At 68.6% G+C, this 26,937-nt stretch carries 21 protein-coding genes and 1 pseudogene; 17 read left to right on the forward strand and 5 right to left on the reverse strand.

The annotated features are described in order from the left end of the window. Nucleotides 1-25: 25 nt before the first annotated feature. Both pap and CCZ27_RS13815 read right to left on the reverse strand, forming a co-directional pair. Nucleotides 26-1,507 carry a polyphosphate:AMP phosphotransferase gene (pap, locus tag CCZ27_RS13810; RefSeq protein ID WP_096449053.1) on the reverse strand — a complete coding sequence of 494 codons (1,482 nt, stop codon included), beginning with the start codon at nt 1,505-1,507 and terminating at the stop codon, nt 26-28. Nucleotides 1,508-1,572: 65 nt separating this feature from the next. Then, the gene (locus CCZ27_RS13815) at nt 1,573-2,301 is read right to left on the reverse strand and encodes a 16S rRNA (uracil(1498)-N(3))-methyltransferase (RefSeq protein ID WP_096449055.1); all 729 of its coding nucleotides are present in this window, start codon (nt 2,299-2,301) and stop codon (nt 1,573-1,575) included. A 125-nt stretch (nt 2,302-2,426) separates the two neighbouring features. On the opposite strand from CCZ27_RS13815, the gene CCZ27_RS13820 reads away from it, so the two are divergent. Continuing rightward, nucleotides 2,427-3,236, forward strand: a complete 810-nt coding sequence (locus CCZ27_RS13820; protein ID WP_096449057.1) for an inositol monophosphatase family protein — start codon at nt 2,427-2,429, stop codon at nt 3,234-3,236. Nucleotides 3,237-3,259: 23 nt separating this feature from the next. Beyond that, the gene (locus tag CCZ27_RS13825; protein WP_096452578.1) at nt 3,260-4,135 is read left to right on the forward strand and encodes a phosphoribulokinase; all 876 of its coding nucleotides are present in this window, start codon (nt 3,260-3,262) and stop codon (nt 4,133-4,135) included. Between the two features lie 19 nt (nt 4,136-4,154). Here CCZ27_RS13825 and CCZ27_RS13830 read toward each other — a convergent pair whose 3' ends face one another. Next, nucleotides 4,155-4,433 (reverse strand): type II toxin-antitoxin system HicA family toxin, encoded by a 279-nt coding sequence (locus CCZ27_RS13830; protein ID WP_096449059.1) that lies wholly within the window; start codon nt 4,431-4,433, stop codon nt 4,155-4,157. 198 nt (nt 4,434-4,631) lie between these two features. Between CCZ27_RS13830 and tkt (CCZ27_RS13835) the strand changes: the two genes are divergently transcribed. The 4 genes from tkt (CCZ27_RS13835) (at nt 4,632) to CCZ27_RS13850 (ending at nt 11,056) form a co-directional block, all read left to right on the forward strand. Then, the gene (tkt, locus tag CCZ27_RS13835; protein WP_096449061.1) at nt 4,632-6,650 is read left to right on the forward strand and encodes a transketolase; all 2,019 of its coding nucleotides are present in this window, start codon (nt 4,632-4,634) and stop codon (nt 6,648-6,650) included. Nucleotides 6,651-6,740: 90 nt separating this feature from the next. Next, on the forward strand, nt 6,741-7,757 hold the full coding sequence (gene gap, locus CCZ27_RS13840; protein WP_096449063.1) for a type I glyceraldehyde-3-phosphate dehydrogenase: 1,017 nt from the start codon (nt 6,741-6,743) through the stop codon (nt 7,755-7,757). A gap of 62 nt (nt 7,758-7,819) precedes the next feature. After that, the gene (locus CCZ27_RS13845) at nt 7,820-9,004 is read left to right on the forward strand and encodes a phosphoglycerate kinase (RefSeq protein ID WP_096449065.1); all 1,185 of its coding nucleotides are present in this window, start codon (nt 7,820-7,822) and stop codon (nt 9,002-9,004) included. 126 nt (nt 9,005-9,130) lie between these two features. Beyond that, the gene (locus CCZ27_RS13850) at nt 9,131-11,056 is read left to right on the forward strand and encodes a B12-binding domain-containing radical SAM protein (protein ID WP_096449067.1); all 1,926 of its coding nucleotides are present in this window, start codon (nt 9,131-9,133) and stop codon (nt 11,054-11,056) included. A 49-nt stretch (nt 11,057-11,105) separates the two neighbouring features. Here CCZ27_RS13850 and CCZ27_RS13855 read toward each other — a convergent pair whose 3' ends face one another. Next, on the reverse strand, nt 11,106-11,504 hold the full coding sequence (locus CCZ27_RS13855) for a hypothetical protein (RefSeq protein WP_096449069.1): 399 nt from the start codon (nt 11,502-11,504) through the stop codon (nt 11,106-11,108). A gap of 457 nt (nt 11,505-11,961) precedes the next feature. On the opposite strand from CCZ27_RS13855, the gene fba reads away from it, so the two are divergent. Both fba and CCZ27_RS13865 read left to right on the forward strand, forming a co-directional pair. Further along, complete coding sequence (fba, locus tag CCZ27_RS13860; protein WP_096449071.1) at nt 11,962-13,026, forward strand: class II fructose-bisphosphate aldolase; 1,065 nt, start codon at nt 11,962-11,964, stop codon at nt 13,024-13,026. Nucleotides 13,027-13,242: 216 nt separating this feature from the next. Further along, complete coding sequence (locus CCZ27_RS13865; RefSeq protein WP_096449073.1) at nt 13,243-15,096, forward strand: ATP-dependent nuclease; 1,854 nt, start codon at nt 13,243-13,245, stop codon at nt 15,094-15,096. Nucleotides 15,097-15,183: 87 nt separating this feature from the next. On the opposite strand, the gene CCZ27_RS13870 is transcribed toward CCZ27_RS13865, so the two are convergent. Continuing rightward, entirely contained in the window at nt 15,184-16,104 is a 921-nt protein-coding gene (locus CCZ27_RS13870) for a LysR substrate-binding domain-containing protein (protein WP_096449075.1), read from the reverse strand. 106 nt (nt 16,105-16,210) lie between these two features. On the opposite strand from CCZ27_RS13870, the gene CCZ27_RS13875 reads away from it, so the two are divergent. The 9 genes and pseudogenes from CCZ27_RS13875 (at nt 16,211) to CCZ27_RS13915 (ending at nt 26,815) form a co-directional block, all read left to right on the forward strand. Beyond that, complete coding sequence (locus tag CCZ27_RS13875) at nt 16,211-17,677, forward strand: form I ribulose bisphosphate carboxylase large subunit (RefSeq protein WP_096449077.1); 1,467 nt, start codon at nt 16,211-16,213, stop codon at nt 17,675-17,677. Between the two features lie 25 nt (nt 17,678-17,702). Beyond that, complete coding sequence (locus tag CCZ27_RS13880) at nt 17,703-18,128, forward strand: ribulose bisphosphate carboxylase small subunit (protein WP_096449079.1); 426 nt, start codon at nt 17,703-17,705, stop codon at nt 18,126-18,128. 213 nt (nt 18,129-18,341) lie between these two features. Next, nucleotides 18,342-19,268: a CbbX protein gene (gene cbbX / locus CCZ27_RS13885; RefSeq protein WP_096449081.1), complete on the forward strand. Its 927-nt coding sequence runs from the start codon at nt 18,342-18,344 to the stop codon at nt 19,266-19,268. Nucleotides 19,269-19,297: 29 nt separating this feature from the next. After that, a complete protein-coding gene (locus CCZ27_RS13890; RefSeq protein WP_096449083.1) occupies nt 19,298-20,386 on the forward strand; it encodes a class 1 fructose-bisphosphatase in 1,089 nt (362 codons plus the stop codon). A gap of 23 nt (nt 20,387-20,409) precedes the next feature. Further along, nucleotides 20,410-21,291 carry a phosphoribulokinase gene (locus CCZ27_RS13895; protein ID WP_096449085.1) on the forward strand — a complete coding sequence of 294 codons (882 nt, stop codon included), beginning with the start codon at nt 20,410-20,412 and terminating at the stop codon, nt 21,289-21,291. A gap of 445 nt (nt 21,292-21,736) precedes the next feature. Further along, nucleotides 21,737-23,764, forward strand: coding sequence for a transketolase (tkt, locus tag CCZ27_RS13900; protein ID WP_096449087.1), 2,028 nt, complete (start codon nt 21,737-21,739; stop codon nt 23,762-23,764). Between the two features lie 137 nt (nt 23,765-23,901). Further along, nucleotides 23,902-25,140, forward strand: a complete 1,239-nt coding sequence (locus CCZ27_RS13905; protein ID WP_096449089.1) for a phosphoglycerate kinase — start codon at nt 23,902-23,904, stop codon at nt 25,138-25,140. A gap of 53 nt (nt 25,141-25,193) precedes the next feature. Continuing rightward, a pseudogene (locus CCZ27_RS13910) lies at nt 25,194-25,379 on the forward strand (class II fructose-bisphosphate aldolase); the annotation flags it as partial. A 95-nt stretch (nt 25,380-25,474) separates the two neighbouring features. Then, entirely contained in the window at nt 25,475-26,815 is a 1,341-nt protein-coding gene (locus CCZ27_RS13915) for a dicarboxylate/amino acid:cation symporter (protein ID WP_096449091.1), read from the forward strand. Nucleotides 26,816-26,937: the final 122 nt, after the last annotated feature.

Consider the following 26,937-nt stretch of genomic DNA (forward strand, 5'->3'; position numbering starts at 1 on the left):
GCCTCCGCGGCCGGCCCACACGGGTCTAGCGCAGCGCCGCTTCCAGCCGCTCGCAGATCGTCCGGAGAATCTTGATGCGGGCGTACTGCTTGTCGTCCGCCTCGACCAGCGTCCATGGCGCATCCGCGGTGCTGGTGCGGTCGACCATGTCGCACACCGCGCGCACGTAGTCGTCCCAGCGCTCGCGGTTGCGCCAGTCGTCGGCGGTCATCTTGAAGCGCTTGTGCGGCTCGGCTTCGCGCGCCTTGAAGCGCGCCAGTTGTTCGTCCTTGCCGACCGCGAGCCAGAACTTCACCACCACCGCGCCCGCGCCGACGAGATCGTCCTCGAAGTCGTTGATCTCGGCATAGGCACGCATCCAGTCGGCCTCGGAGCAGTAGCCTTCGACGCGCTCGACGAGCACGCGCCCGTACCAGGAGCGATCGAACATGACCACCTTGCCGCGCCGCGGCGCGTGCCGCCAGAAGCGCCACAGGTAGGGCTGGGCGCGCTCTTCCTCGGTCGGCGCGGCGATCGGCACGATGCGGTACTGGCGCGCATCGAGCGCCGCCGAGATGCGCCGGATCGCCCCGCCCTTGCCCGCCGCGTCCATGCCCTCGAACACCAGCACCAGCGAGCGCCGGCGAAAGGCGGGCTGGCGGGTTAGCAGCGCGAGCCGGCCCTGGTGGCGCCCGAGCAGTTCGTCGTACTCCTCGCGCCCCATGTCCTGGCGACGCAGGCTGTCGATCAGGTTGACGGTGTCGACGGCCGGCGGCAGCGGCGCCGCCGTCCGGCGCGGCACCCATTTCCGGCGCGCGGCCTGCAGCCGCCCGCGCAGCGCCTCCAGCAGCGCCCGGCCGACGAAGAGCGCACGGAAGTTTGCATCGCTGCCATCGACGATCAGCCACGGCGCATCGCCGCTGCTCGTGCTGCGCAGCGCCTGTGCGGCGACGTCGCGGTAGCGGTCGTACAGCGCGTGGTCGCGCCAGTCCCGGCGGGTGACGCGCCAGCGGGTGCCGGGGTCCTTCTCCAGCGTCCGGAAGCGCCGCTTCTGCGCCGCCTTGGACAGATGGAACCAGAATTTGACGAGCAGTACATTCTCGCGCACGAGCATGGCTTCGAAGCGGCGGATCTCGTCGAGCCGGCGCTCCAGCTCGGCGCGCCGGCTCGTCCGCTCGACCCGTTCGACGATGGGCTGGTGGTACCAGTTGTTGAACAGCACGCCGATCTTGCCGTGCGGCGGCAGGCTGCGCCAGAAGCGCCACATGGCGGGATATTCGGATTCGTCGGCGGTCGGCGCGTCGAACGCGCAGGTCTCGATGTGGCGCGGGTCCATCCACTCGTTGAGCAGATTCACCGTTTCGCCCTTGCCCGCACCGTCGATGCCGTTGATCAGCACGATCACCGCGAACTGCCCGAGTTCCAGCAGATCGTACTGCGCGTCGAGCAAGGCGGCGCGCAGCGCCGGCTCCTCGGCCTCGTAGGCCGGGCCGGCGACGCTATGCCCCAGTTCAGCCGATTCGAACATGCTTCCTCCCTCGCCCGCCGGGGCGGACACCGCGAACGATCGGGGCCGCCCGTGCGGGCCGGCCGCTAGAAATCGCCCCAGCGCGCCTGCAGCACGGCGATCGCCGCCAGTCCCGCCGTCTCGGTGCGCAGCACGCGCGGACCAAGCCCCACCGCGATGCAGCCGGCGGCGCGGCAGGCCGCCAGTTCGTGCGCGGTCCAGCCGCCTTCGGGGCCGATCATGAGCTGCACCCCGGCGGCCGGCCGCGGCCCCGTGCCGAAGGCCGCCTCGCCGCCGTCCGGCGCCAGCACGTAGCACAGCGCCTGCGCCTGCCCGGCGGCGAGCCAGTTCGCCAGCGGCATCGGCATGCCCACCTCGGGCACGCGATTGCGCCCCGACTGCTCGCAGGCCGACACCGCTACCTGCTGCCAGTGCGCCCGGCGCTTCTCTGCCCGCTCGCCGGCGAGCCGCAGCACCGAACGCTCGGCCTGTATCGGCTGGACCCCGGCCACGCCCAGTTCCACCGCCTTCTGCACGATCCAGTCCATCTTGTCGCCGGTGGCCAGCGCCTGGACCAGCACGAGGCGCAACGGCGATTCGCGCCGCGGTTCGCGGTAACGGCAAAGCTCGGCGAAAGCCGCCCTGCCGCGCAGCAGCAGACGCGCCTCGACCTCGCCGCCGAGCCCGTCGAACAGCACCAGCGGATCGCCGTCGGCAAGGCGCAACACCCGCGCCGCATGATGGGCAACCGCCTCGGGCAGCTCGATCTCGCCTTCGTGCGGCAGCGGCTGCGGAAAATGGAAGCGTGAAATCATCGTAAAATTATAAGCCTGCCCCATCTGCCGAGGCGCCGCAGCGCGTGCGCGGCGCCAGAAGGCCGAACCGTCCGGCGCGCGCGGCATGAGCCGCTCCGCCCCGACAGCCCCACGAGAGGCCCGACATGAGCAATGCAAGCAGTCGACTGACCCAGGCGCGGGCGCTGGAGTCCGTGGTACGCGACATCGCGCGCGAGGAGATCCTGCCGCGCTACCTGAACTCCACCCGCAACCGCAAGAGCGACGGCTCGCTGTTCACCGAGGCCGACCTCGCCTCGCAGCAGCGTTTCACCGAGGCGCTGCCGCAACTGATGCCCGGCGCCGTGCTCGGCGAGGAAATGAGCGCGGAGGAACAGGCCCGCCTGTGGAGCGCCGGCCGCGAGGGGCTGTGGTGCATCGATCCCATCGACGGCACGACCAATTTCGCCAACGGCATCCCCTTCTTCGCGGTGTCGATCGCGTATCTGGTGAACCACGAGCCGGACTTCGGCGTGGTCTACAACCCGGTGACCGACGAAGCCTTCTACGCCGCGCGCGGCGCGGGCGCCTTCCTCAACGGCACCGCCCTGCCGCTGCGGACCACCGCGGCGCATGTCGCCGATGCGGTCGCCGGGGTGGACTTCAAGCGCGTCAGCAACCGCCTCGCCGACGAACTCGCCGCCCGCCCGCCGTACTATTCGCAGCGCAATTTCGGCTCCAGTGCGCTGGAGTGGTGCTTCGTCGCCGCCGGCCGCCTCGACGTCTATCTGCACGGCGGGCAGATGCTGTGGGACTACGCCGCCGGCGCGCTGATCCTGGCCGAGGCAGGCGGCACCGCCGCGCCGCTCGACGGCGGCACGCTGATGGCGGGCCCGGCGGTCAAGCGCGGCGTGATCGCCGCCGCGACCCCCACGCTGTTCGCCGAGTGGTCCGCCTGGCTGAAGGGCCGGTCCTGAACGTCGCCGGCCGGAGCAGACCGATGTCAATGAAACATCCGATCATCGCGGTGACCGGCTCGTCCGGCGCCGGCACCACGACGGTCAAGCACACCTTCGAGGCGATCTTCCACCGCGAGCATGTGAACGCCGCCGTCGTCGAAGGCGACAGTTTCCATCGCTACACCCGCAGCGAGATGAATGCGCTCATCGAGGATGCCGAGCGCGTCGGCCAGCGCGGCATCAGCCACTTCGGGCCGGAGGCCAACCTGTTCGACGAACTGGAAGCGCTGTTCCGCGGCTACGGCGAATCCGGCATCGGCCGGCGGCGGCACTACATCCATTTCGAAAGCGAAGCGGCGGCGTGGAACCTGCCGCAGGGCACGTTCACGCCCTGGGAGGACCTGCCGGTCGGCACGGACTGCCTGTTCTACGAAGGGCTGCACGGCGCCGTGGTGACCGACCAGGTCGACGTCACGAAATACGTCGACCTGCTGATCGGCGTGGTGCCGGTGGTGAACCTGGAATGGATACAGAAGCTGCACCGCGACAAGAGCATCCGCGGCTACTCGACCGAGGCGGTGACCGATGCCATCCTGCGCCGCATGCACGACTACGTGCATTACATCGTGCCGCAGTTCTCCCGCACGCACATCAACTTCCAGCGCGTGCCGGTGGTCGATACCTCCAATCCCTTCATCGCGCGCGAAGTGCCGACACAGGACGAATCGATGGTGGTGATCCGCTTCCGCAACCCGCGCGGCGTGGACTTCCCCTACCTGCTGCGCATGATCCACGACTCGTTCATGAGCCGTGCCAACACCATCGTCATTCCCGGCGGCAAGCTCGATCTGGCGATGCAGCTCATCCTGACGCCGCTGATCTGGAAGCTGATGGAGCGGCGCCGCAAACAGCTCTAGGCGTCGGAAGGACGGCCGCTCAATCCTGCCCGGCCTCGTAGCGCGCCAGCGTGACGCCGGCCTGGGCGAGGAATTCGCGCAGTCTCTTGATGTCCTGCCGGGTGCAGGTGCTGCTGTTGTGCGGGTGGTGCAGGAAGGCTTCCACCCCGTTCAGCACGATGCGAAAGCGCGCGCCGTGGGCCGGCTCCACCGTCGCGCCGAGATGGTTCAGCAGCGACTCGACCTCCCGCCAGTGGATGTTGGCGCTGGGCGGATCCTGGTAGATCGCCCGCAGCAGGTGCAGGTGTTTGTGGCTCATGATTCCTCCGGGATTGCTCCGAGGTGGCCGGGCTGCACGGCGGTCGGTCGCCGCGCCTGCAGGCGCATTATCGCACCGCCGGCCGGGCCCGGCGGCCGTCCCCGCCGCCTCGCATGCCGGCCGTGCGGTGGCCGCCGTCCTACCAAACACCCGCGCAATAAAGGATAATTCGCGTTTTAGCCATTCGGCCTCCACGCCATGTCGTCTTCGAGCGCAGCCCAACCTCCCGTCTTCAACCCGATCACCGGCGCCATCCGCGCCCTCGCCATGGATGCCGTGCAGCAGGCCGGTTCCGGCCACCCCGGCGCGCCGATGGGCATGGCCGAGATCGCCGAGGTGCTGTGGCGCCGCCACCTGAAGCACAACCCGGCCAACCCCCGGTGGGCCGACCGCGACCGCTTCGTGCTGTCCAACGGCCACGGCTCCATGCTGCTGTACGCGCTGCTGCACCTCACCGGCTACGATCTGCCGATCGAGGAACTCAAGCGCTTCCGCCAGTTGCACAGCAAGACCCCCGGCCACCCCGAATACGGTTACGCGCCCGGCATCGAGACCACCACCGGCCCGCTCGGCCAGGGCATCGCCAACGCCGTGGGCATGGCGCTGGCCGAAAAGGTGCTCGCCGCCGAATTCAACCGCCCCGGCCACACCATCGTCGACCACCGCACCTGGGTCTTCGTCGGCGACGGCTGCCTCATGGAAGGCATCAGCCACGAAGCCTGTTCGCTCGCCGGCACCTGGGGCCTGGGCAAGCTGACCGCCTTCTACGACGACAACGGCATCTCGATCGACGGCCACGTCGAGGGCTGGTTCACCGACGACACGCCGAAGCGCTTCGAAGCCTACGGCTGGCAGGTGATCCGCGACGTGCAGGGCCACGACCCGGAGGCCATCGAGGCGGCCATCGCCCAGGCCCGGGCCGACGCCACCCGCCCGACGCTGATCTGCTGCAAGACGGTGATCGGCGCCGGCGCCCCGAACAAGCAGGGCAGCCACGACGTGCACGGCGCGCCGCTGGGCGCCGCCGAGATCGCCGCCGCGCGCGAGCACATCGGCTGGACGCATCCGCCGTTCGAGATCCCCGCCGACGTCCATGCCGCCTGGGATGCGCGCGCCAACGGCGGCGTGCACGAGGCGAACTGGAACACCAAGTTCGCCGCCTACCAGGCCGCCTTCCCCGAACCGGCCGCCGAATTCAAGCGCCGCGTGCTCGACGGCGAACTGCCGTCCGACTGGCCGCAGCACGTCGAAGCCGTGCTGGCGAGGATCGCCGACAAGGCCGAGACCATCGCCACGCGCAAGGCCAGCCAGAACGCGATCGAAGCCTTCGCGCCCAAGCTGCCCGAACTGATCGGCGGCTCGGCCGACCTCGCCGGTTCCAACCTCACGCTGTGGTCGGGCGCCCGCGGCGTCGGCAGGACCGGAGGCGGCAACTACATCCACTACGGCGTGCGCGAGTTCGGCATGGCCGCCATCGGCAACGGCATCGCGCTGCACGGCGGCCTGATCCCCTACACCGCCACCTTCCTGATGTTCAGCGAGTACGCGCGCAACGCGCTGCGCATGTCCGCGCTGATGAAGCTGCGCCAGATCTTCGTATTCACCCACGATTCCATCGGCCTCGGCGAGGACGGCCCGACGCACCAGCCGGTGGAACAGACCGCCACGCTGCGCCTGATTCCCGGCATGGATGTCTGGCGCCCGTGCGACACCGTCGAATCGGCGCTCGCCTGGGCCTGCGCCATCGAGCGCGCGACCGGCCCGTCGTCGCTGTGCTTCTCGCGCCAGAACCTGCCCTTCCAGCCGCGCACGGCGGCGCAGGTCGCGGCCATCCGCCGCGGCGGCTACGTGCTGTCCGACGCCGCCGGCGAAGCGCGCGCGGTGGTGATCGCCACCGGCTCGGAGGTGGCGCTGGCGATGGCCGCGCAGAAGGCGCTGGCCGACGAAGGCATCTCGGTGCGCGTGGTGTCCATGCCCTCCACCAACGTGTTCGACCGCCAGGACGCCGCCTACAGGGCGCAGGTGCTGCCGGCCGGCCTGCCGCGCGTCGCCGTCGAGGCCGGCAGCACCGACGGCTGGTACAAGTACGTCGGGCTCGAAGGCCGCGTGATCGGCCTCGACCGCTTTGGGGAGTCCGCGCCGGCCGGCGAACTGTTCAAGTATTTCGGCATCACGGCGGACGCCGTGGTGCAGGCGGTGAAGTCGCTCATCCAATAGGCAATGCGTCGGGACTCCCGCCCGGCGCACGGCGCGCCGGCGGGAAGCCCGGCAGCCGATCTTTCCAGCAACCTTCCGGGAGAACCTTCGATGACCATCAAGATCGCGATCAACGGCTATGGCCGCATCGGCCGCTGCACCGTGCGCGCCCTGTACGAACTCGGCCTGCGCGACCAGTTCGAGATCGTCGCCATCAACGCCTCCGGCGACCTCGCGACCAACGCCCACCTGACGAAGTACGACACCACCCACGGCCGCTTCGCCTTCCCGGTCGAGACCGAAGGCGAAAACACCATCATCATCGATGGCGACCGTATCCCGTTCTTCTCCACCAAGGACCCGCTGGCGATCAACTGGGGCGACCTCGGCGTCGACGTGCTGATGGAATGCACCGGCGCCTACACCAGCAAGGCCAAGGCCGAGGTGCTGGTCAAGCAGGGCGCGAAGAAGGTGCTGATCTCCGCGCCAGGCGGCGACGACGTCGATGCCACCATCGTCTGCGGCGTCAACGAAGACGTGCTGACCAGCGCGATGACGGTCATCTCCAACGCCTCGTGCACCACCAACTGCCTGGCGCCGGTGGCCAAGGTGCTGCAGGACAACATCGGCATCGAAAAGGGCCTGATGACCACCATCCACGCCTACACCAACGACCAGGTGCTGGTGGACGTGCGCCACAAGGACCTGCGCCGCGCCCGCGCCGCCGCGCAGAACATCATCCCGACCAAGACCGGCGCCGCCAAGGCCGTCGGCCTGGTGCTGCCGGCGCTGAAGGGCAAGTTCGACGGCTTCGCGCTGCGCGTGCCGACCATGAACGTGTCGCTGGTCGACCTCACCTTCACCGCCAGCCGCGCGACCTCCAAGGAAGAGATCAACGGCCTGATGAAGGAAGCCTCCAGAGGCGCGCTGAAGGGCATCCTCGGCTACAACGAGGACCCGCTGGTGTCGTCGGACTTCAACCACGACACGCACTCGTCGATCTTCGACGCCACGCAGACCCGCGTGATGGACGGCAACCTGGTCAAGGTGCTGGCCTGGTACGACAACGAGTGGGGCTATTCCTGCCGCATGCTCGACGCCGCCCGCGCCGTCGCCGGCGCCAGGTAAGCGGCCCCGCCACCCATCCGACGCCCTGCCCAGCAGGGCGTTTTCACGAGACCGACCCGATCATGCAAGTCAAGAAACTCACCGACCTCGACGTGCGCGGCAAAAAGGTGTTCATCCGCGCCGACCTCAACGTGCCGCAGGACGACGCCGGCAACATCACCGAGGACACCCGCATCCGCGCCTCGATCCCGTCCATCCGCTACTGCCTCGACCGCGGCGCCGCGGTGATGGTGACCTCCCATCTCGGCCGCCCCACCGAAGGCGAACTCCACGCCGACGATTCGCTGATGCCGGTGGCCGTACGCCTGGGCCAGTTGCTCGACAAGCCGGTGCGGCTGGTCCAGAACTGGGTCGACGGCGGCTTCGAGGTCAAGCCGGGCGAGATCGTGCTGCTGGAGAACTGCCGCTGCAACAAGGGCGAGAAGAAGGACAACGAGGAACTGGCGAAGAAGATGGCCGCGCTGTGCGACATCTACGTCAACGACGCCTTCGGCACCGCCCACCGCGCCGAAGCCACCACGCACGGCATCGCCCGCTTCGCGCCGGTGGCCTGCGCCGGCATCCTGATGGGCGCCGAGATCGACGCGCTCACCAAGGCGCTGCACGACCCGGCGCGCCCGCTGGTGGCCATCGTCGGCGGCGCCAAGGTGTCGACCAAGCTCACGATCCTGAAGACGCTGGCCGAGAAGGTCGACCAGCTCATCGTCGGCGGCGGCATCGCCAACACCTTCCTGCTGGCGGCGGGCAAGCGCATCGGCGAATCGCTGGCCGAACCGGAAATGGTGCGCGAGGCGCAGCAGGTCATGGACATCATGAAGGCGCGCGGCGCCGAAGTGCCGCTGCCCACCGACGTCGTGGTCGCCGACGAGGTGTCCGCGCTCGCCCGCGCCAACCGCATCCCGGTGGACGAGGTCGGCCCGCACGACCGCATCCTCGACTTCGGCCCGAAGAGTTCGGCCAAGCTCGCCGACATCATCGCGCACGCCGGCACCATCGTCTGGAACGGTCCGGTGGGCGTGTTCGAGCATGCGCAGTTCGCCGGCGGTACCAAGATGCTGGCATCGGCCATCGCCCACTCCGAAGCCTTCTCGATCGCCGGCGGCGGCGACACGCTGGCGGCCATCGCCAAGTTCCACATCGCCGACGACGTCGGCTACATCTCGACCGGCGGCGGCGCCTTCCTCGAATTCCTCGAAGGCAAGACCCTGCCGGCGATCGCCGCGCTGAAAGCACGCTTCAACGACTGAAGCAGCCCGCCCCGCGTCGCCACGGCCACCCGCGGGTGGCCGTTTGCTTTGCGGCGCGAGCCGTCGCAACATGCCGCGCAGCGATCCTCCCTCCAACCGATCGGGACACCCGGCCCCGCCCCTGCCATGCCCAAGCCGCCGAGACGCGTGCTGTCGATCATCCCGCCGATGACGCAGCTCAACACGCCCTACCCCTCCACCGCCTACCTCACCGGCTTCCTGCGTTCGCGCGGAATCGACGCGGTGCAGGAGGACCTGGCGCTGGCGCTGGTGCTGCGCCTGCTCAGCAGCGCGGGGCTGGACGGGATCCGCGTGCGTGCGCAGGCATTGCCCGCGCGCAGGCGTTCGGCGGCGGTGGCTTTCTTCCTCGAGCACTTCGAGCGCTACCGGGCGACGATGGACCCGGCGATCGCCTTCCTGCAGGGGCGCGACACCACCATCGCGCACCGCATCGCCGGCCGCGCCTTCCTGCCGGAAGGGCCGCGCTTCGCCGCGCTCGACGTGTATGTCGATCCGGACGATCCGACCGGCGGCGACCCGCTCGCCTGGGCCTTCGGCGCGCTCGGCACGCAGGATCGCGCCCGGCATCTGGCCACCCTGTACCTCAACGACGTCGCCGACGTGCTGCGCGACGCGGTGGATGCGCGCTTCGAGTTCGTGCGCTACGCCGAATTGCTGGCGCAGAGCCAGCCGACCTTCGAGCCGCTGGCCGCCGCGCTGGCCGCGCCGCCCAACCTGGTCGACGACACGCTGCGCGCGCTGGCCGTCGCCGCGCTCGAACGCCATGCGCCGCGCGTGGTGCTGCTGTCGGTGCCCTTCCCCGGCGCGGTGTATGCCGCCTTTCGCATCGCGCAGACGGTGAAGTCCTTCGATCCGGCCATCGTCACCGTGCTCGGCGGCGGCTTCGTGAATACCGAACTGCGCGAACTCGCCGAGCCGCGGGTGTTCGACTACTTCGACCACGTCACGCTGGACGCCGGCGAACGGCCGCTGCTGGCCCTGCTCGAGCACCTGGACGGCAAGCGCTCGCGCCAGCGCCTGGTGCGCACCTTCGTGCGCGAACCGGCCGACGGCGGCCAGCCGGCCCGCGTGCGCTACATCGATTTCGCCGAGGCGGACGTCCCGTTCGCCGAGATCGGCACCCCGACCTGGGACGGCCTGCCCATCGACCGCTACCTGTCGGTGCTCGACATGCTCAACCCGATGCACCGGCTATGGTCGGACGGACGCTGGAACAAGCTCACCGTGGCGCACGGCTGCTACTGGAAGAAGTGCAGCTTCTGCGACATCAGCCTCGACTACATCTCGCGCTACGACGGCGCCACCGCGGCGACGCTGGCCGACCGCATCGACGCGATCATCGCCGAGACCGGCCAGACGGGCTTCCATTTCGTCGACGAGGCCGCGCCGCCGAAGGCACTGAAAGCCCTGGCGCTCGAACTGCTGGAACGCCGGCGTGCGATCTCGTGGTGGGGCAACATCCGCTTCGAGAAATCCTTCACCCCCGAGGTCTGCGGGCTCTTGGCCGACAGCGGCTGCATCGCAGTGTCGGGCGGGCTGGAGGTCGCCTCCGACCGGCTGCTGAAACTGATGAAGAAGGGCGTGTCGGTGGAACAGGTGGCGCGCGTCACGCACGGCTTCGCGGAGGCCGGCATCCTGGTCCACGCCTACCTGATGTACGGCTTTCCGACCCAGACCGTGCAGGACACGGTCGACGCGCTCGAATACGTGCGCCAGTTGTTCGAGGCCGGCTGCATCCACTCCGGCTTCTTCCACCGCTTCGCGTGCACCGTGCATTCGCCGGTGGGCATGCACCCGGAAGAATACGGCGTGACGCTGCAACCCTTGCCGCCGGTCAGCTTCGCCAAGAACGACGTCGGCTTCACCGACCCCACCGGCACCGACCACGCCACGCTGGGCGCCGCGCTGAACAAGGCGCTGTACAACTTCATGCACGGCATCGGCCTGGACGAGGACGTGCGCGCCTGGTTCGGCGGCCGCGTGCCGCGCACCCGGGTGCCGCGCCACTTCATCGCACGCGCGCTGCGCTGAACCTCCCGCGGCGGCCGCGGAAGGGCCGGCACGCGGAGCGCCGCGCCGTTCAGTTCGCCGGGTGGTACATGCCGTCCGTCTTGCGCCGGCCGCGCGAGACGCGGCGTTCGACCTGCTCGGGCTCGATCGCCAGCGCCTGGTGCGACCACGGGTCGCGGCGCGCGTGGTGGCGCCGGTCGTCGAAGTGCGCATAGACGCAGGTGCAATCGAGCGAACTGCAGCCCTGCAGCGGAAGACGCGGCGCCTCGTTGGCCAGGAAGCGCTGGCCCTGCAGCTTGCGTGCCGCGACGCAGGCGCTGGACATGGCCGTGACCCCGACGCAGTGATAGGGATGCACGTCGCCCAAGGCGACACGCTCGTCTGCCTCGGTCTTGCCGCGGCGGAACAGGCGCATCATCGTCATCGCGACGACGATGGCCAGCGCGCCCCACAGAATTCCTTCAGCCATGGTTCTGCTCCACGATCCTGGGCGTCATTATAGCTTCATGGCGGACAGCGCTGCGTCCCGACGGCACCTTCGGCCCGGCGACGCCGCGTGGCAACGGCCGGCACCCGCGGCGGAACCCACACCGACAGACAGCAGGACCGGAGGCAACATGCCGCGCCACACCAAGTGCTCACCATCGGCGAACCGATCGGCGCCTCCGGAGGCACCGACACGCTGAAGATCGTGCGCGTGGGCGACCATCCGCCGCCGGGAACGCTGGAGTAGGGGGCCATTCATCCCCGCCGCCCGACCTGCCGCGTTACGGCCTCATTACGGCCGCGACGATCGTCCGTGCGATCGCACACGGGCATTTGTGACTATCCTCGAAGGGCCGTTCCGGCGCCGGAAGGCTCGGGCTAGAATCCGGGCTTCACTTCCCCCGCATCGCCGGCCCCGCCCGGCCCCTCGGAGATTCGACATGCCCCTCGTTTCCATGCGCCAGTTGCTCGACCACGCGGCTGAAAACAGCTACGGCCTGCCGGCGTTCAACGTCAACAACCTCGAACAGGTCCAGGCCATCATGGAAGCGGCAGCCGAGTGCGACAGCCCGGTGATCATGCAAGCCTCGGCCGGCGCGCGCAAATACGCCGGCGAAGCCTTCCTGCGCCACCTGATCGACGCCGCCATCGAAGCCTATCCGCAGATTCCCGTCGTCATGCACCAGGACCACGGCCAGAGCCCGGCGGTGTGCATGGGGGCGATCCGCTCTGGCTTCTCCAGCGTGATGATGGACGGCTCGCTGCTCGAAGACGGCAAGACGCCGTCCTCCTACGACTACAACGTCGCCGTCACGCGCGAGGTGGTGAAGTTCTCGCACGCCATCGGCGTCACCGTGGAAGCCGAACTCGGCTGCCTGGGCTCGCTGGAAACCGGCCAGGCGGGAGAGGAAGACGGCATCGGCGCCGAAGGCACGCTGGACCACTCGATGCTGCTGACCGACCCCGACCAGGCCGCCGACTTCGTCAAGCAGACCGACTGCGACGCGCTGGCGATCGCCATCGGCACCAGCCACGGCGCCTACAAGTTCACCCGCAAGCCCACCGGCGACATCCTCGCCATCGAGCGCGTCAAGGCCATCCACGCGCGCATCCCCAACACCCACCTGGTGATGCACGGCTCCTCGTCGGTGCCGCAGGAACTGCTCGAGATCATCCGCCAGTACGGCGGCGACATGAAGGAAACCTACGGCGTGCCGGTCGAGGAGATCCAGACCGCGATCAGGTTCGGCGTGCGCAAGATCAACATCGACACCGACATCCGCCTGGCGATGACCGGCGCGATCCGCAAGTTCCTGTCCGAGAACCCGTCCAAGTTCGACCCGCGCGAATTCAACAAACCGGCGCGCGAAGCCGCCAAGCAGGTGTGCAAGGCGCGCTTCGAGGCTTTCGGCTGCGCCGGCATGGCGAGCCGGATCAAGCCGGTGTCGCTGGAAAAGGTCGCCGCGCGCTACAAGGCCGGCGAGCTGGCCCAGGTCGTGCGCTGAACAAGCAACAAGGCGTGTCGGAGAGCGTTGCGCTCTCCCTCCTGCCACCGCGCCCATTTCTTCCGATTGATCGGTACTCGCAGTCAATCGGAAAGGATGGGCATGTCTGCCCGGGAGACGGCTGAACTCGAACACACGCAGACGCGGACCGCGTCTGCCTCATCCGCGAGTTGACGCCGGCGGAACGATACGAGAAATGGAACGAAGTGCCCAAAAATGCGACTGCTGCACTACCTCGAAATCGAGAATTTCAAACGCTTCGGCGAAAAGCAGCGCATTGAGCTGGATCATCCGGCCGTGCTCATCGGTCCCAACAACTGCGGCAAGACCAGCGCGATCCAGGCCCTGGCGCTGTGGTCCCAGGCCGTGCGCACGTGGTATGACGCACGTAAGGACTCGTCGGCCAAGGAGCGTACGGCGACCTCGTTGAACCGCCTGAACATTGTCGCCGTGCCGGTGCAGCGCACGCGATTCTTCTGGCACAACACGCAGGTGCGCAAGGGCAATAAGGACATTCCGCTCATCATCACTGTCGGGGTGGAATTCCAGGGGCAGATCCGACCGCTGCCGATGCGCTTCCGCAATCAGGGTGACGAATTGGTCTATTGCACCCCGGATAGCGATGTCGCCCGCGATCTCGAGTTGATCGCTCATTCCTCCTCGCTGCGGGTGGAGCTCCTATATCCGATGTCAGGGTTGGATACGGAAGAACCAATCCTCCAGCCAGGCCGCATCGACGTGTTGCTTGGCCAGGGGCGTACGGCGGACGTCCTGCGCAACCTGTGCCTATCGGTGGCCAGGTCTTCCGCCGAAGACTGGAACCGCATCGTTGGCCTGATGCGCCGCCTGTTTAACGTATCGCTGGAAGCACCAACGGAGACGGCACGGGGCAGCATTGCATTGCACTACCGCCAACCGGGAGTGAAAGAGGCGCTGGACGTGTCGTCGGCAGGCCGGGGCTTCCTTCAGATGCTGCTGGTGTTCGCTTATCTCTATTCACATAAACGCAGCGTCCTGCTGGTCGATGAACCGGACGCCCACCTGGAGATCTTGCGTCAAAAACAGGTTTATGTGCTGCTACGCGACATCGCGAGCGAGAACGGCTCTCAAGTCATTCTGGTGACTCACTCTGAGGTCATTCTCGACGAATCGCTGGACACCAATCTGACCTTGCTGCTGGAAGGCCAAGCCGACAACCTGGCAAAGAAGCAGGATATCCGCAACAGTCTCAAGCACTTCGGGGCGGAACACTACGTAAAGGCACGGGAGCGCGGCTACGTACTTTACGTGGAAGGCGGCACCGACGTCGATATGCTGCGGGCGCTTGCCGAACACCTGAAGCATCCAGTGCTATCGATCTGGGACGAGCGCATCAACTCCTTCTACGTACAGAACAACTATCCCTTGCAGGATGCGCAAGCCGAACTCGAGCGGGTAGAAGGAGGGTTCGGCGTAACCCCCCGCGACCACTTCAACGGCTTGCGTAACCTGCTCCCGGACCTGAAAGGTCTGGCAATCCTCGACAACGACGGCCAGAACCGGCAGGACCAGGATTTCGGCGCTTTGAGAATCCGCTACTGGCGACGCTACGAGGCAGAAAACTATTTCGTCACCCCGGACGTGCTACGTCGATACGCGGAAAGTCAGTACCCGGCGGACGATCTGTTCTCGGTACAGACACATGCCGCAATCCGCGAAGCACTTACCGAGGTGGTAACGGAATTGGTTTTCGACGGCAGCGCCGATGACTACCGCTTGTGGAGCGAGTCTCCCCCGGATGCAAATCGTCTGGTCTGGGAAGCCAAGACCGAACGCCGCAAGCTCAGTATGCTTGCCGAGGAGTTCTTCCGACGGCTGGCACTGAAATTGGGCGGGTCGATGCTTCTCAAGAAAGGCGAATTGCACCGTTTGGCAGGACATTCCCCACTGACGGCAGCCGCGGAAACAGAGGTCCGAACAAAGCTCGATCAGTTGATGGAATTGTTCAAAGCGGCATACGGCCATGAAGAGGCGGCGGCCGAACCTGCGGCGGAGCGGGGCAGCAATGCTGCCGAGGCGACACGCGCCTGACCGTTTCGAACGTAGCGCGCTCCAGTACCCATAGCCGAGCGTCTCCCCGGGGCTATGGTCGAACGTGCTCCGCAGCGGTAAGGCCGCTCAGCGCTCCATCGCGCGCATCATCGCCGCGCCCTCGGTCTGCAGGAATTCCAGCAGCGCCTCCAGCGCCGGAGTCAGCGGCCGGTCGGCGCGGGCCACCACGTTCCATTCGCGGATCACCGGCGTGTCCTGCAGGTCCAGGCGCTGCAGGCGGCCGTATTCCACCTCCATGGCGAAGGTGTGGTGCGACAGGAAGGCGATGCCCATGCCGGCCATCGCAGCCTGCTTCAGCGTCTCGTTGCTGCCCAACTGGTCGGCGGCCAGCGGCTTGACGCCGTTGGCGCGCAGGAAGCGTTCGAGGTTGTCGCGCGTACCCGAGCCCTGCTCGCGCAGCAGCAGGCGCTCGCCGGCCAGCGCCGCCACCGGGATGTTGCGCCTGGCCGCCAGCGGATGGCCCGGCCGTGCGACGAAGGACAGCCGGTGCGGCGCGAACGGGATGCGCCGCAGCGCCAGCCCGCGCGGCGGCTGCCCCATGATCGCCACGTCGACGCGGTTTTCCTGCAGCAGCGCATGCACGCGCTCGCGGTTGTCGACCGTCAGGCGGAACGAGATGTCCGGATGCCGGCGGCCGAACTCCGCCAGCAGGTGAGGCACGAAGTACTCCGCGGTGGTGATCGCCACCACGTCCAGCGTGCCGGCCGCCACCCCCATGCGCGCCTTCAGTTCCACCTCGGCGCGCTCCAGCCCTTCCAGCGCCTCGCGCGCGGCGCGCAGCACGATCTCGCCCGCCGTCGTCAGGTGGATTTCGCGCCGGCCGTCGACCAGCACCTGGCCGACGATGTCCTCCATGTCGCGGATCTGCATCGAGATCGCCGGCTGGGTCAGGTGCAGCAGGCGCGCCGCCTGCGTGAAGCTGGCGCTGTCGGCCACCGCCGCCAGCGCGCGCAATTGCCTGAGGGTGACGCGTTGCGCGAGCTTCATCAGGAATCCTGATCTCGAATCCAAATAAAACGTCATTGGAGCTTATTCACGGGCCGGCCTATTGTCCAGTCAGCACCACCGAGGATTCACCACCGAGGAGACGTCCATGGGCGCTGCAGACACCCCGCAACAAATCATCGACCCGAAGAAGCGCTACCGGGCCGGCGTGCTGAAATATGCCCAGATGGGTTACTGGAACGCCGACTACCAGCCGAAGGACACCGACCTGCTGGCCGTCTTCCGCGTCACGCCGCAGGAAGGCGTCGACCCGGTCGAGGCCGCCGCCGCGGTGGCGGGCGAATCCTCCACCGCGACCTGGACGGTGGTGTGGACCGACCGCCTGACCGCCTGCGACAAGTACCGGGCCAAGGCCTATCGCATCGACCCGGTGCCGGGCTCGGCGGGCCAGTACTTCTGCTGGGTGGCCTACGACCTCGACCTGTTCGAGGAAGGCTCCATCGCCAACCTCGCCGCCTCCATCATCGGCAACGTGTTCAGCTTCAAGCCGCTCAAGGCTTGCCGCCTGGAGGACATGCGCCTGCCGGTGGCCTATGTGAAGACATTCAGGGGCCCGCCCACCGGCATCGTCGTCGAACGCGAGCGCCTGGAGAAATACGGCCGCCCGCTGCTGGGCGCGACGATGAAGCCCAAGCTCGGCCTCTCCGGCAAGAACTACGGCCGCGTGGTCTACGAGGCCCTGCGCGGCGGGCTGGACTTCACGAAGGACGACGAGAACATCAACTCCCAGCCCTTCATGCACTGGCGCGACCGCTTCCTGTACTGCATGGAAGGCGTCAACCAGGCGGCCGCGCAGACCGGCGAATCCAAGGGCCACTACCTCAACATCACCGCCGGCACCATGGAGGAGATGTACAAGCGCGCGGAATTCGCCCGCGACCTGGGCTCGTGCATCGTCATGATCGACCTCGTGATCGGCTGGACCGCGATCCAGTCGATCAGCAACTGGTGCCGCGACAACGACATGATCCTGCACATGCACCGCGCCGGCCACGGCACCTACACGCGGCAGAAGAACCACGGCGTGAGCTTCCGCGTCATCGCGAAGTGGCTGCGGCTGGCCGGCGTCGACCACCTGCACACCGGCACCGCGGTGGGCAAGCTCGAAGGCGACCCGATGACGGTGCAGGGCTTCTACAAGGTCTGCCGCGAGACGGCGACGGCGCAGGACCTGCCGCGCGGCCTCTTCTTCGACCAGGACTGGGCCGGCATCAGGCGCGTGATGCCGGTCGCCTCGGGCGGCATCCACGCCGGCCAGATGCACCAGTTGCTGAGCCTCTTCGGCGACGACGTGGTGCTGCAGTTCGGCGGCGGCACCATCGGCCACCCGATGGGCATCCAGGCCGGCGCCACCGCCAACCGCGTCGCGCTCGAAGCCATGGTGCTCGCCCGCAACGAGGGCCGCGACATCGCCGCGGAAGGCCCGCAGATCCTCGCCGACGCCGCCAGATGGTGCCAGCCGCTGCGCGCCGCCCTCGACACCTGGGGCGAGGTCACCTTCGACTACACCAGCACCGACACCTCGGACTTCGTGCCGACCGCCAGCGTCGCCTGAACCCCGGACCAGAGGAGACACGACCATGCGCATCACCCAAGGCTGCTTTTCCTACCTGCCCGACCTCACCGACGCGCAGATCGCCGCCCAGGTCGACTATTGCCTCCGCCAGGGCTGGGCGGTGTCGCTCGAATACACCGACGACCCGCACCCGCGCAACACCTACTGGGCCATGTGGGGCCTGCCGATGTTCGACCTGCGCGACCCCGCCGGCGCGATGGCCGAACTCGGGGCCTGCCGCGAAGCCAACCCCGAAACCTACATCCGCATCAACGCCTTCGATCCGACCCGCGGCTGGGAGACGGTGCGCATGTCCTTCATCGTCCAGCGCCCCGCCGCCGAACCGGGCTTCCGCCTCGTCCGCCAGGAAACGAAGGGCCGCAGCCTGCACTACACGATGGAAAGCTACGCGGTAGACCGAAGCCCCGAAGGCGCCCGCTACAACCGCTAGAAAAGCCCCACCGAGGTCGTCGCCACCGCCGCCGCAGGCCGGCGGGGCGTCTTGCAGAGCCGGGCGAGGACTGTCCGAGCCCCGAGCGAAGCGAGTGCGAGTTCCGCAGCCCGGCGGCGCAAGACGCCCCGCCGGCCGGCCAGCCCGCGCCGCCCTCCTCCAAAGGCCCACACACACAACGAAACGCCCCAGGAAACTCAGGAGACGCCCCTCATGAACGCCCCCGAGCAAGCCTCCCCGCCCGCCGCCGCGGCGATCGACCTGGGCGCCGAATTCCGCGAGGCCGGCGTCGGCGAAGTGCTGGACGCGCTCGAACGCGACCTCGTCGGCCTCGCCCCCGTCAAGCGCCGCGTGCGCGAGATCGCCGCCCTGCTGCTCGTGGACCGCGTGCGCCGGCGCCTCGGCCTCGCCACCGAACCGCCCTCGCTGCACATGAGCTTCACCGGCAACCCCGGCACCGGCAAGACCACGGTGGCCCTGCGCATGGCCGAGATCCTGCACCGCCTCGGCTACTGCCGCCGCGGCCACATCGTCGCCGTCACCCGCGACGACCTCGTCGGCCAGTACATCGGCCACACCGCGCCCAAGACCCGCGACGTGCTCAAGCGCGCGATGGGCGGCGTGCTGTTCATCGACGAGGCTTACTACCTCTACCGCCCGGAGAACGAAAAGGACTACGGCCAGGAAGCCATCGAGATCCTGCTGCAGGTCATGGAAAACCAGCGCGACGACCTCGTCGTCATCCTCGCCGGCTACGCCGGGCGCATGGAACGCTTCTTCGAATCCAACCCCGGCATGAAGTCGCGCATCGCCCACCACGTCGACTTCCCCGACTACACCGACGCCGAACTCGCCGAGATCGCCCGCCGCATGCTCGCCGGCTGGAACTACCGCTTCGACGAACCGGCGCGGCGCGCCTTCGACGACTACATCGCCCTGCGCCGCAGCCGGCCGCACTTCGCCAACGCCCGCAGCATCCGCAACGCGCTCGACCGCATGCGCCTGCGCCAGGCCCTGCGCCTGTTCGAGCGCGGCGGACTGGTCGACGCCGAGATGCTCGCCACCATCGCCGAGGCCGACGTGCGCGCCAGCCGCCACTTCCGGCCAGCCGCCGGGACCGGCGCCCAGGGCCAGACCTGATCCCGTGCAGATCCGAAAAGGAGACCACCATGTTCAGCCTCGACCGCAGCACCCTCACCGAATACCTGATCGAACACCGCCGCCGCAACCCGGAAGCGACGGGCGAATTCAACGCGCTGATCCTGCAGGTCGCCCAGGCGTGCAAGGCGATCTCGCGCGCGGTGGCGCACGGCACGCTCGCCGGCGTGCTCGGCGGCCAGGGCAGCACCAACGTGCAGGGCGAGGAACAGAAGAAGCTCGACGTCCTCGCCGACGAGATCTTCCTGCGCGCCACGCACTGGGGCGGCGACCTCGCCGGCATGGTGTCGGAAGAAAACGAAGCGCCCATCCCGCTGCCGGCCAGCGACCAGCGCGGCAAGTACCTGCTCGCCTTCGACCCGCTCGACGGCTCCTCCAACATCGACGTCAACGTGGCGGTCGGCTCGATCTTCTCCATCCTGCGCGCACCGATCCCCGGCGCCGATGCGACAGAGCCCGATTTCCTGCAGCCCGGCACCCGCCAGGTGGCCGCCGGCTATGCGATCTACGGCCCCTCGACGATGCTGGTGCTGACGGTCGGCAACGGCGTCGCCGGCTTCACCCTCGACCCCATCATCGGCGAGTTCTACCTCACCCATCCCGACATCCGCGTGCCGGAGACGACGCGCGAGTTCGCCATCAACGCCTCCAACGCACGCTTCTGGGAGAGCCCGGTGCGCCGCTACGTGGACGAATGCCTCGCCGGCCGCACCGGCCCGCGCGGCGCCGACTTCAACATGCGCTGGATCGCCTCGCTGGTGGCCGAGACCCACCGCATCCTGATGCGCGGCGGCGTGTTCCTCTACCCGCGCGACCGCAAGGACCCCGCCAGACCGGGCCGGCTGCGCCTGCTGTACGAATGCAATCCGGTCGGCTTCATCGTCGAGCAGGCCGGCGGCCGCGCCAGCACCGGCGTGCGGCCCGTCCTCGAGGTGCAGCCCGAGGCGCTGCACCAGCGCATCGGCTTCGTGTTCGGCTCGCGCGAGGAAGTCGAACGCATCGAGCGCTACCACCGCGAACGCCGGCCCGACGACGACCTGCCCGAACAGCCGCTTTTCCACAGCCGCTCGCTGTTCCGCGACGCCGAACTCAGCCAGTAGCCGCCCAGACGGGAGAGACCATCATGTCCGAACGCCATCCCATCATCGCCATCACCGGCTCGTCCGGCGCCGGCACCAGCACCGTGCAGCGCACCTTCGAAGAGATCTTTCGCCGCGACGGCGTCACCGCCGCGGTGATCGAGGGCGACAGCTTCCACGCCTACGACCGCAGGACGATGCGCGAGAAGCTCGCCGAATGCGAAGCCCAGGCCGCCTGCCAGCTCAGCCACTTCGGCCCGGAGGCCAATCTCTTCCGCGAACTGGAGAACCTGTTCCGCGCCTACTCCGAGACCGGCGGCGGCATGCGGCGCAAGTACCTGCACAGCGCCGAGGAGGCCGAAGCCTACGGCCAGGAGCCCGGCACCTTCACCCCGTGGGGGGAACTGCCCACCGGCACCGACCTGCTGTTCTACGAGGGCCTGCACGGCGCGGTAAAGCACGAGGAGGTCGACGTGGCGCGCTTCGTCGATCTGCTGATCGGCGTGGTGCCGGTGGTGAACCTGGAGTGGATACAGAAGCTGCACCGCGACAAGAGCACCCGCGGTTATTCGACCGAGGCGGTGACGGACACCATCCTGCGCCGCATGCACGACTACGTGCATTACATCTGCCCGCAGTTCGCACGCACGCATGTGAATTTCCAGCGCGTGCCGATGGTGGATACGTCCAATCCGTTCATCGCGCGCTCGATCCCGACGCCGGACGAATCGATGGTGGTGATCCGCTTCGCCAATCCGAGGAGCATCGATTTCCCTTACCTGCTGAACATGATCCACAACAGTTTCATGAGCCGCGCCAACACCATCGTGGTACCAGGCGGAAAGATGGAGCTGGCGATGCAGTTGATCTTCACGCCCTTCATCTGGCGCCTGATCGAACGCAGGAAGAAGGCGCTGAACCAGTAAGAGGCGCAGGCCCCCGCCCCGCCCAATGAGCCCCTCGGGCGTCCAGCGGAGTAGTCGGGGGTATTCGCGGAGCGGGCGAGGACTGTCCGAGCCCCGAGCGAAGCGAGGGCGAGTTCCGCAGCCCGCGGAGCGAATACCCCGGCTGCTCCGCGGGTTCAAGGCGCAGGGAGTCGATTCTCGACGGTTGAAAACACCACCGCCGCCCACGCCGCGTCTCACGAAATGCGAGGCGCACGGGGTGTTCCTTCCGCAGCCTGCCGCTACGCGGCGCGGCGGAGGGTTGGCAAATGAGCGCCTTCGCTGCGCTCGGCTCAGACAGTCCTCGGCTGCTCCAGGAACACCCCGCACGCCTCGCTGGCCGCGTCGGGAAACCTTGCGCCGGAACCCCGTGCCGGAACTTCGATGTTTCGTCCCTCACCCCGGATTTGACTATCAGGACCACGACATGAACATGCGATTCACCCAGGCAGCCATCGACACACTATGTGCCGACGCGCTGCGCTTTCTCGCCATCGACGCCGTCGAAGCCGCAAGGTCCGGCCATCCCGGCATGCCGATGGGCATGGCCGAAATCGCCGTCGCGCTATGGACGCGGCACCTCCGGCACGACCCCGCGGACCCAGCCTGGCCCGACCGCGACCGCTTCGTGCTGTCCAACGGCCACGGCTCCATGCTGCTCTACGCCCTGCTCCACCTCAGCGGCTACGACCTCCCGCTCGAAGAACTGAAGCGCTTCCGCCAGTTCGGCAGCCTCACCCCCGGCCATCCCGAAACCGGCCACACCACCGGCGTCGAAACCACCACCGGCCCCCTCGGCCAGGGCCTCGCCAACGCCGTGGGCATGGCCCTGGCCGAAAAACTGCTCGCCGCCGAATTCAACCGCCCCGGCCACACCATCGTCGGCCACCGCACCTGGGTCTTCGTCGGCGACGGCTGCCTGATGGAAGGCATCAGCCACGAAGCGGCCGGCTTCGCCGGCGTGCAGCGGCTCTCCAGGCTGATCTGCTTCTGGGACGACAACCGCATCTCGATCGACGGCGACGTCGCCGGCTGGTTCGGCGACGACACCCCGGCGCGTTTCCGCGCCTGCGGCTGGAACGTCATCCCGGCGGTCGACGGACACGACGTCGAGGCGGTCGACCACGCCATCCGCCAGGCGCTCGACAACGCCGGCAGGGACGCCGGCCCCACGCTCATCTGCTGCCGCACCACCATCGGCCGGGGCAGCCCGGCGAAGGCCGGCAGCGCCGACGTGCATGGCGCACCGCTGGGTGCCGCCGAGACGGCGGCGACGCGCGCCGCGCTGGGCTGGCACCACGGCCCGTTCGAAGTGCCCGACGAAGTGCGCGCCGCGCTCGACGCGCACGCGGACGGCCATGCGCGCCATGAAGAATGGAAGGCACGCATGGCCGCCTACGCCGCCGCGTATCCGGAACTTGCCGCGGAATTCGGCCGCCGCATGCGCGGCGAACTGCCGGGCGGATTCGCCGTGCTGGCCGATGCGCTGGTCGCCGGCGTCCATGACGAGGCGGCCACGATGGCCAGCCGCAAGGCGAGCCAGCTCGCGATCGGCCGGCTGGCCGGCGCCCTGCCCGAGCTGCTCGGCGGTTCGGCCGACCTCACCCACTCCAACCTCACCGACTGGCCGGGCTGCGGCGCGGTGCGCGCCGACCAGCCGGGGCGCCACATCAACTGGGGCGTGCGCGAATTCGGCATGGGCGCGGCCTTGAACGGCATCGCGCTGCACGGCGGCTTCATCCCCTTCGGCGCCACCTTCCTGGTGTTCTCCGACTACGCGCGCAGCGCCATCCGCATGAGCGCGCTGATGAAGCAGCGCGTGATCCACGTGATGACGCACGATTCGATCGCTCTCGGCGAGGACGGCCCCACCCACCAGCCGGTGGAGCATCTGCCCAGCCTGCGGCTGATTCCGGATCTCGACGTCTGGCGGCCCTGCGATGCGGTCGAGACGCAGGCGGCCTGGCATGCGGCGGTCGCCCGCCGGGACGGCCCCACCCTGCTCGCGCTGTCGCGCCAGAACCTGCCGCACCAGCCACGCGACGATGCGGCATTGCAGGCGATCCCGCGCGGCGGCTACGTGCTCGCCGATGCCGCGGACCCGGTGCTGGTGATCATCGCCACCGGCTCGGAGGTGGCGCTGGCGATGGAGGTGCGGCTGGCGCTGCAGGCGGAGGGGGTCGCGGTGCGGGTGGTGTCCATGCCCTGCACCAGCGTGTTCGACCGCCAGCCGGACGACTACCGGGCCGCGGTGCTGCCGGCCGGCGTGCCGCGGCTCGCGATCGAGGCGGCGCGCAGCGACGGCTGGTGGAAGTACCTCGCCGGTGCGCCCGGCGCAGTCGTCGGAATCGACCGTTTCGGCGCATCGGCGCCGGCGGACGAGTTGCTGCGGCATTTCGGCTTCACCGCCGGGGCGGTGCTCGCGCGCGCCAGGGCATTGCTCGCGGCGCCTTGACGGCCGCGGCCTGCCGCTGCCGCACCGTTACGGCAGCACGCCCGCCGGCGGGCGCTTCGCCCCTCGTGCGGAAGACCGCCTTCGCCTCTTGCGCCGCCGACCGGCGCCACCCATTTCGACCGTCCAAGGAGACTCCGATGAACTTTCTCCGCCTTTCCGACGTGGATCTCGCCGGCAAGCGCGTCTTCATCCGCACCGATTTCAACGTGCCGCTGAAGGCCGACGGCACGCTGGCCGACGACACCCGCATCCGCGCCGCCCTGCCCGGCATCCTCGCCTGCCTGGAGGCAGGGGCGGCGGTGATGATCACCTCGCACCTGGGCCGCCCGCTGGAAGGCGCGCTGACGCCAGCCGATTCGCTGGCGCCGGTGGCCGCCTGCCTGGGCGACCTGCTCGGGCGGCCGGTGCCGTTGGTGCGCGACTGGGTGGATGGCGGTTTCGGCGTGCGCCCCGGCGACGTCGTGCTGCTGGAGAACTGCCGCGGCAACGTCGGCGAGAAGGCCGACGACGCGGCGCTGGCCGCGCGCATCGCCCGCTTCGTCGACGTCTATGTGAACGACGCCTTCGGCACCGCGCACCGCAGGGAGTGCACGCTCCACGCCCTCGCGCTGGCCGCGCCGGTGGCCTGCGCCGGGCCGCTGATGAGCGCCGAACTCGACGCGCTGGGCCGCGCGCTGGCACAGCCGGCACGGCCGCTGGCGGCGATCGTGGCCGGCTCCAAGGTGTCGACCAAGCTCACCATCCTCGAGAGCCTGGCCGGCAAGGTCGACGTGCTGGTGCTGGGGGGCGGCATCGCCAACACCTTTCTCGCCGCGCGCGGCTACCCGGTGGGGCGCTCGCTGTACGAGCCGGACCTGGCCGATGCCGCACGCGCGGTGGAGCGCCGGCTCGCCGCGCACGACGGCGTGGCCTGGCTGCCGGAAGACGTGATCGCCGCCGACCGCTTCGCCGCCGATGCGCGCACCCGCTGCCTGCCCATCGACGCGGTGGCCGGCGACGAGATGATCCTCGACATCGGCCCCGACAGCCGGCGCTCGCTCGCCGAACTGCTGGAGCGCGCCGGCACCATCGTGTGGAACGGGCCGGTCGGCGTGTTCGAACTCGAGCCCTTCGCCGCCGGCACCGCCGCGCTGGCCGGCGCGGTGGCCGCGAGCCGGGCGTTCAGCATCGCCGGCGGCGGCGACACGCTGGCGGCCATCGCCCGCTTCGGCGTGGCAAACCGCATCGACTACATCTCCACCGGTGGCGGCGCCTTCCTCGAATTCCTCGAGGGCCGCGAACTGCCCGCCGTCGCCGCGCTGAAGGCACGCGCGCGGCCGGGCAGCCGGCGCATCGGGCCGGTGCCCGAATTCGAGAACGAACCGCAACCCACCTGAGCGCGCCCGCCCGCACGCCCCTCCATTCCCACCCCGCCCGAAGGAGAATTTCCATGGCCATGATCGCCCTTCGCCAGTTGCTGGACCACGCCGCCGAACACGGCTACGGCGTACCGGCCTTCAACATCAACAACATGGAACAGATCCAGGCCATCATGCTCGCCGCCGAGGCCACCGCCAGCCCGGTGATCCTGCAGGCGTCGGCCGGCGCCCGCGGCTATGCCGGCGAGGCGTTCCTGTAGAAATGCGTAGTTTCCACAGTGTGGATGTTCACAATTTCCGCGCGGCGGGGGCCCGGAAATAATCCGCCCCACCTTCAAAGGAGGAGACATCCATGATCCGTAAATCGATCTTCCGCTCGCTGTACTTCCAGGTGATCGTCGCGATCATCATCGGCGTGGCGCTGGGCCATTTCCATCCCGAGACCGGCGCGGCGATGAAGCCGCTCGGCGACGGTTTCATCAAGCTGATCAAGATGATCATCGCCCCGATCATCTTCTGCACCGTGGTCGTCGGCATCGCCGGCATGGAGGACATGAAGAAGGTCGGCAAGACCGGCGGCCTCGCCCTGCTGTACTTCGAGATCGTCAGCTCGATCGCGCTGGTGGTCGGCCTCATCATCGTCAACGTCGTGCAGCCGGGCGCGGGCATGAACGTCGATCCGGCCACGCTGGACACGAAGGCGATCGCCGCCTACACCGCGCCGGGCAAGATGCAGACGACCACCGAGTTCCTGCTGCACGTGATCCCGACCACCGTCGTGGATGCCTTCGCCAAGGGCGAGATCCTGCAGGTGCTGCTGTTCTCGGTGCTGTTCGGCTTCGCGCTGCATCGCTTCGGCGGCCGCGGCACGCTCGTGTTTGACATGATCGAGAAGTTCTCCCACGTGCTGTTCGGTATCGTCGGCTACATCATGAAGGTCGCCCCGATCGGCGCCTTCGGCGCGATGGCCTTCACCATCGGCAAGCACGGCGTCGGCGCGCTGGCCCAGCTCGGCATGCTGATGGGCACCTTCTACGCCACCTGCCTGATCTTCATCTTCGGCGTGCTCGGCACCATCGCCCGCCTGCACGGCTTCTCGGTGGTGAAGCTGATCCGCTACATCAAGGAAGAGCTGCTGATCGTGCTCGGCACCTCGTCGTCGGAATCCGCCCTGCCGCGCCTCATGGCCAAGCTGGAAAACCTCGGCGTGAAGAAATCCACCGTCGGCCTGGTGGTGCCCACCGGCTACTCGTTCAACCTCGACGGCACCTCGATCTACCTGACGATGGCGGCGGTGTTCATCGCCCAGGCCACCAACACGCCGATGGACCTCACCCAGCAGATCACGCTGCTGCTGGTGCTGCTGCTCACGTCCAAGGGCGCCGCCGGCATCACCGGCAGCGGCTTCATCGTGCTGGCGGCCACGCTGTCCGCGGTGGGCGGCGTCCCGGTGGCCGGCCTGGCGCTGATCCTGGGCATCGACCGCTTCATGTCGGAAGCCCGCGCGCTGACCAACCTGATCGGCAACACGGTGGCGACGGTGGTGGTGGCCAAGTGGTGCAAGGACCTCGACGAGGACCGCCTGCAGGCCCACCTCAACAACGAGACCGAACTCGAAGCCGACGAGCCCGAGACCGTGCTGGACGAAGTCGAAGCGCACCTGCACGTGCGCCCGGCCACCCAGCCGTCCTGAACGCGGGCCGGACCGAGGACCGGGGCGCCGACTGGCGCTCCCGGTGTCTTGCTGGTCGCACGCCTTCGCCTTTCCCACGCTGGGCGCGCGCATGATCGATCGCCCGGCATCCGGTCCGGTGG

Source organism: Thauera sp. K11, assembly GCF_002354895.1.
GTDB classification, from domain to species: domain Bacteria; phylum Pseudomonadota; class Gammaproteobacteria; order Burkholderiales; family Rhodocyclaceae; genus Thauera; species Thauera sinica.

Coding starts and splice junctions, on each gene's coding strand:
- pap (WP_096449053.1), bottom strand. CDS start 1,507: ATGTTCGAATCGGCTGAACTGGGGCATAGCGTCGCCGGCCCGGCCTAC.
- CCZ27_RS13815 (WP_096449055.1), bottom strand. CDS start 2,301: ATGATTTCACGCTTCCATTTTCCGCAGCCGCTGCCGCACGAAGGCGAG.
- CCZ27_RS13820 (WP_096449057.1), top strand. CDS start 2,427: ATGAGCAATGCAAGCAGTCGACTGACCCAGGCGCGGGCGCTGGAGTCC.
- CCZ27_RS13825 (WP_096452578.1), top strand. CDS start 3,260: ATGTCAATGAAACATCCGATCATCGCGGTGACCGGCTCGTCCGGCGCC.
- CCZ27_RS13830 (WP_096449059.1), bottom strand. CDS start 4,433: ATGAGCCACAAACACCTGCACCTGCTGCGGGCGATCTACCAGGATCCG.
- tkt (WP_096449061.1), top strand. CDS start 4,632: ATGTCGTCTTCGAGCGCAGCCCAACCTCCCGTCTTCAACCCGATCACC.
- gap (WP_096449063.1), top strand. CDS start 6,741: ATGACCATCAAGATCGCGATCAACGGCTATGGCCGCATCGGCCGCTGC.
- CCZ27_RS13845 (WP_096449065.1), top strand. CDS start 7,820: ATGCAAGTCAAGAAACTCACCGACCTCGACGTGCGCGGCAAAAAGGTG.
- CCZ27_RS13850 (WP_096449067.1), top strand. CDS start 9,131: ATGCCCAAGCCGCCGAGACGCGTGCTGTCGATCATCCCGCCGATGACG.
- CCZ27_RS13855 (WP_096449069.1), bottom strand. CDS start 11,504: ATGGCTGAAGGAATTCTGTGGGGCGCGCTGGCCATCGTCGTCGCGATG.
- fba (WP_096449071.1), top strand. CDS start 11,962: ATGCCCCTCGTTTCCATGCGCCAGTTGCTCGACCACGCGGCTGAAAAC.
- CCZ27_RS13865 (WP_096449073.1), top strand. CDS start 13,243: ATGCGACTGCTGCACTACCTCGAAATCGAGAATTTCAAACGCTTCGGC.
- CCZ27_RS13870 (WP_096449075.1), bottom strand. CDS start 16,104: ATGAAGCTCGCGCAACGCGTCACCCTCAGGCAATTGCGCGCGCTGGCG.
- CCZ27_RS13875 (WP_096449077.1), top strand. CDS start 16,211: ATGGGCGCTGCAGACACCCCGCAACAAATCATCGACCCGAAGAAGCGC.
- CCZ27_RS13880 (WP_096449079.1), top strand. CDS start 17,703: ATGCGCATCACCCAAGGCTGCTTTTCCTACCTGCCCGACCTCACCGAC.
- cbbX (WP_096449081.1), top strand. CDS start 18,342: ATGAACGCCCCCGAGCAAGCCTCCCCGCCCGCCGCCGCGGCGATCGAC.
- CCZ27_RS13890 (WP_096449083.1), top strand. CDS start 19,298: ATGTTCAGCCTCGACCGCAGCACCCTCACCGAATACCTGATCGAACAC.
- CCZ27_RS13895 (WP_096449085.1), top strand. CDS start 20,410: ATGTCCGAACGCCATCCCATCATCGCCATCACCGGCTCGTCCGGCGCC.
- tkt (WP_096449087.1), top strand. CDS start 21,737: ATGAACATGCGATTCACCCAGGCAGCCATCGACACACTATGTGCCGAC.
- CCZ27_RS13905 (WP_096449089.1), top strand. CDS start 23,902: ATGAACTTTCTCCGCCTTTCCGACGTGGATCTCGCCGGCAAGCGCGTC.
- CCZ27_RS13915 (WP_096449091.1), top strand. CDS start 25,475: ATGATCCGTAAATCGATCTTCCGCTCGCTGTACTTCCAGGTGATCGTC.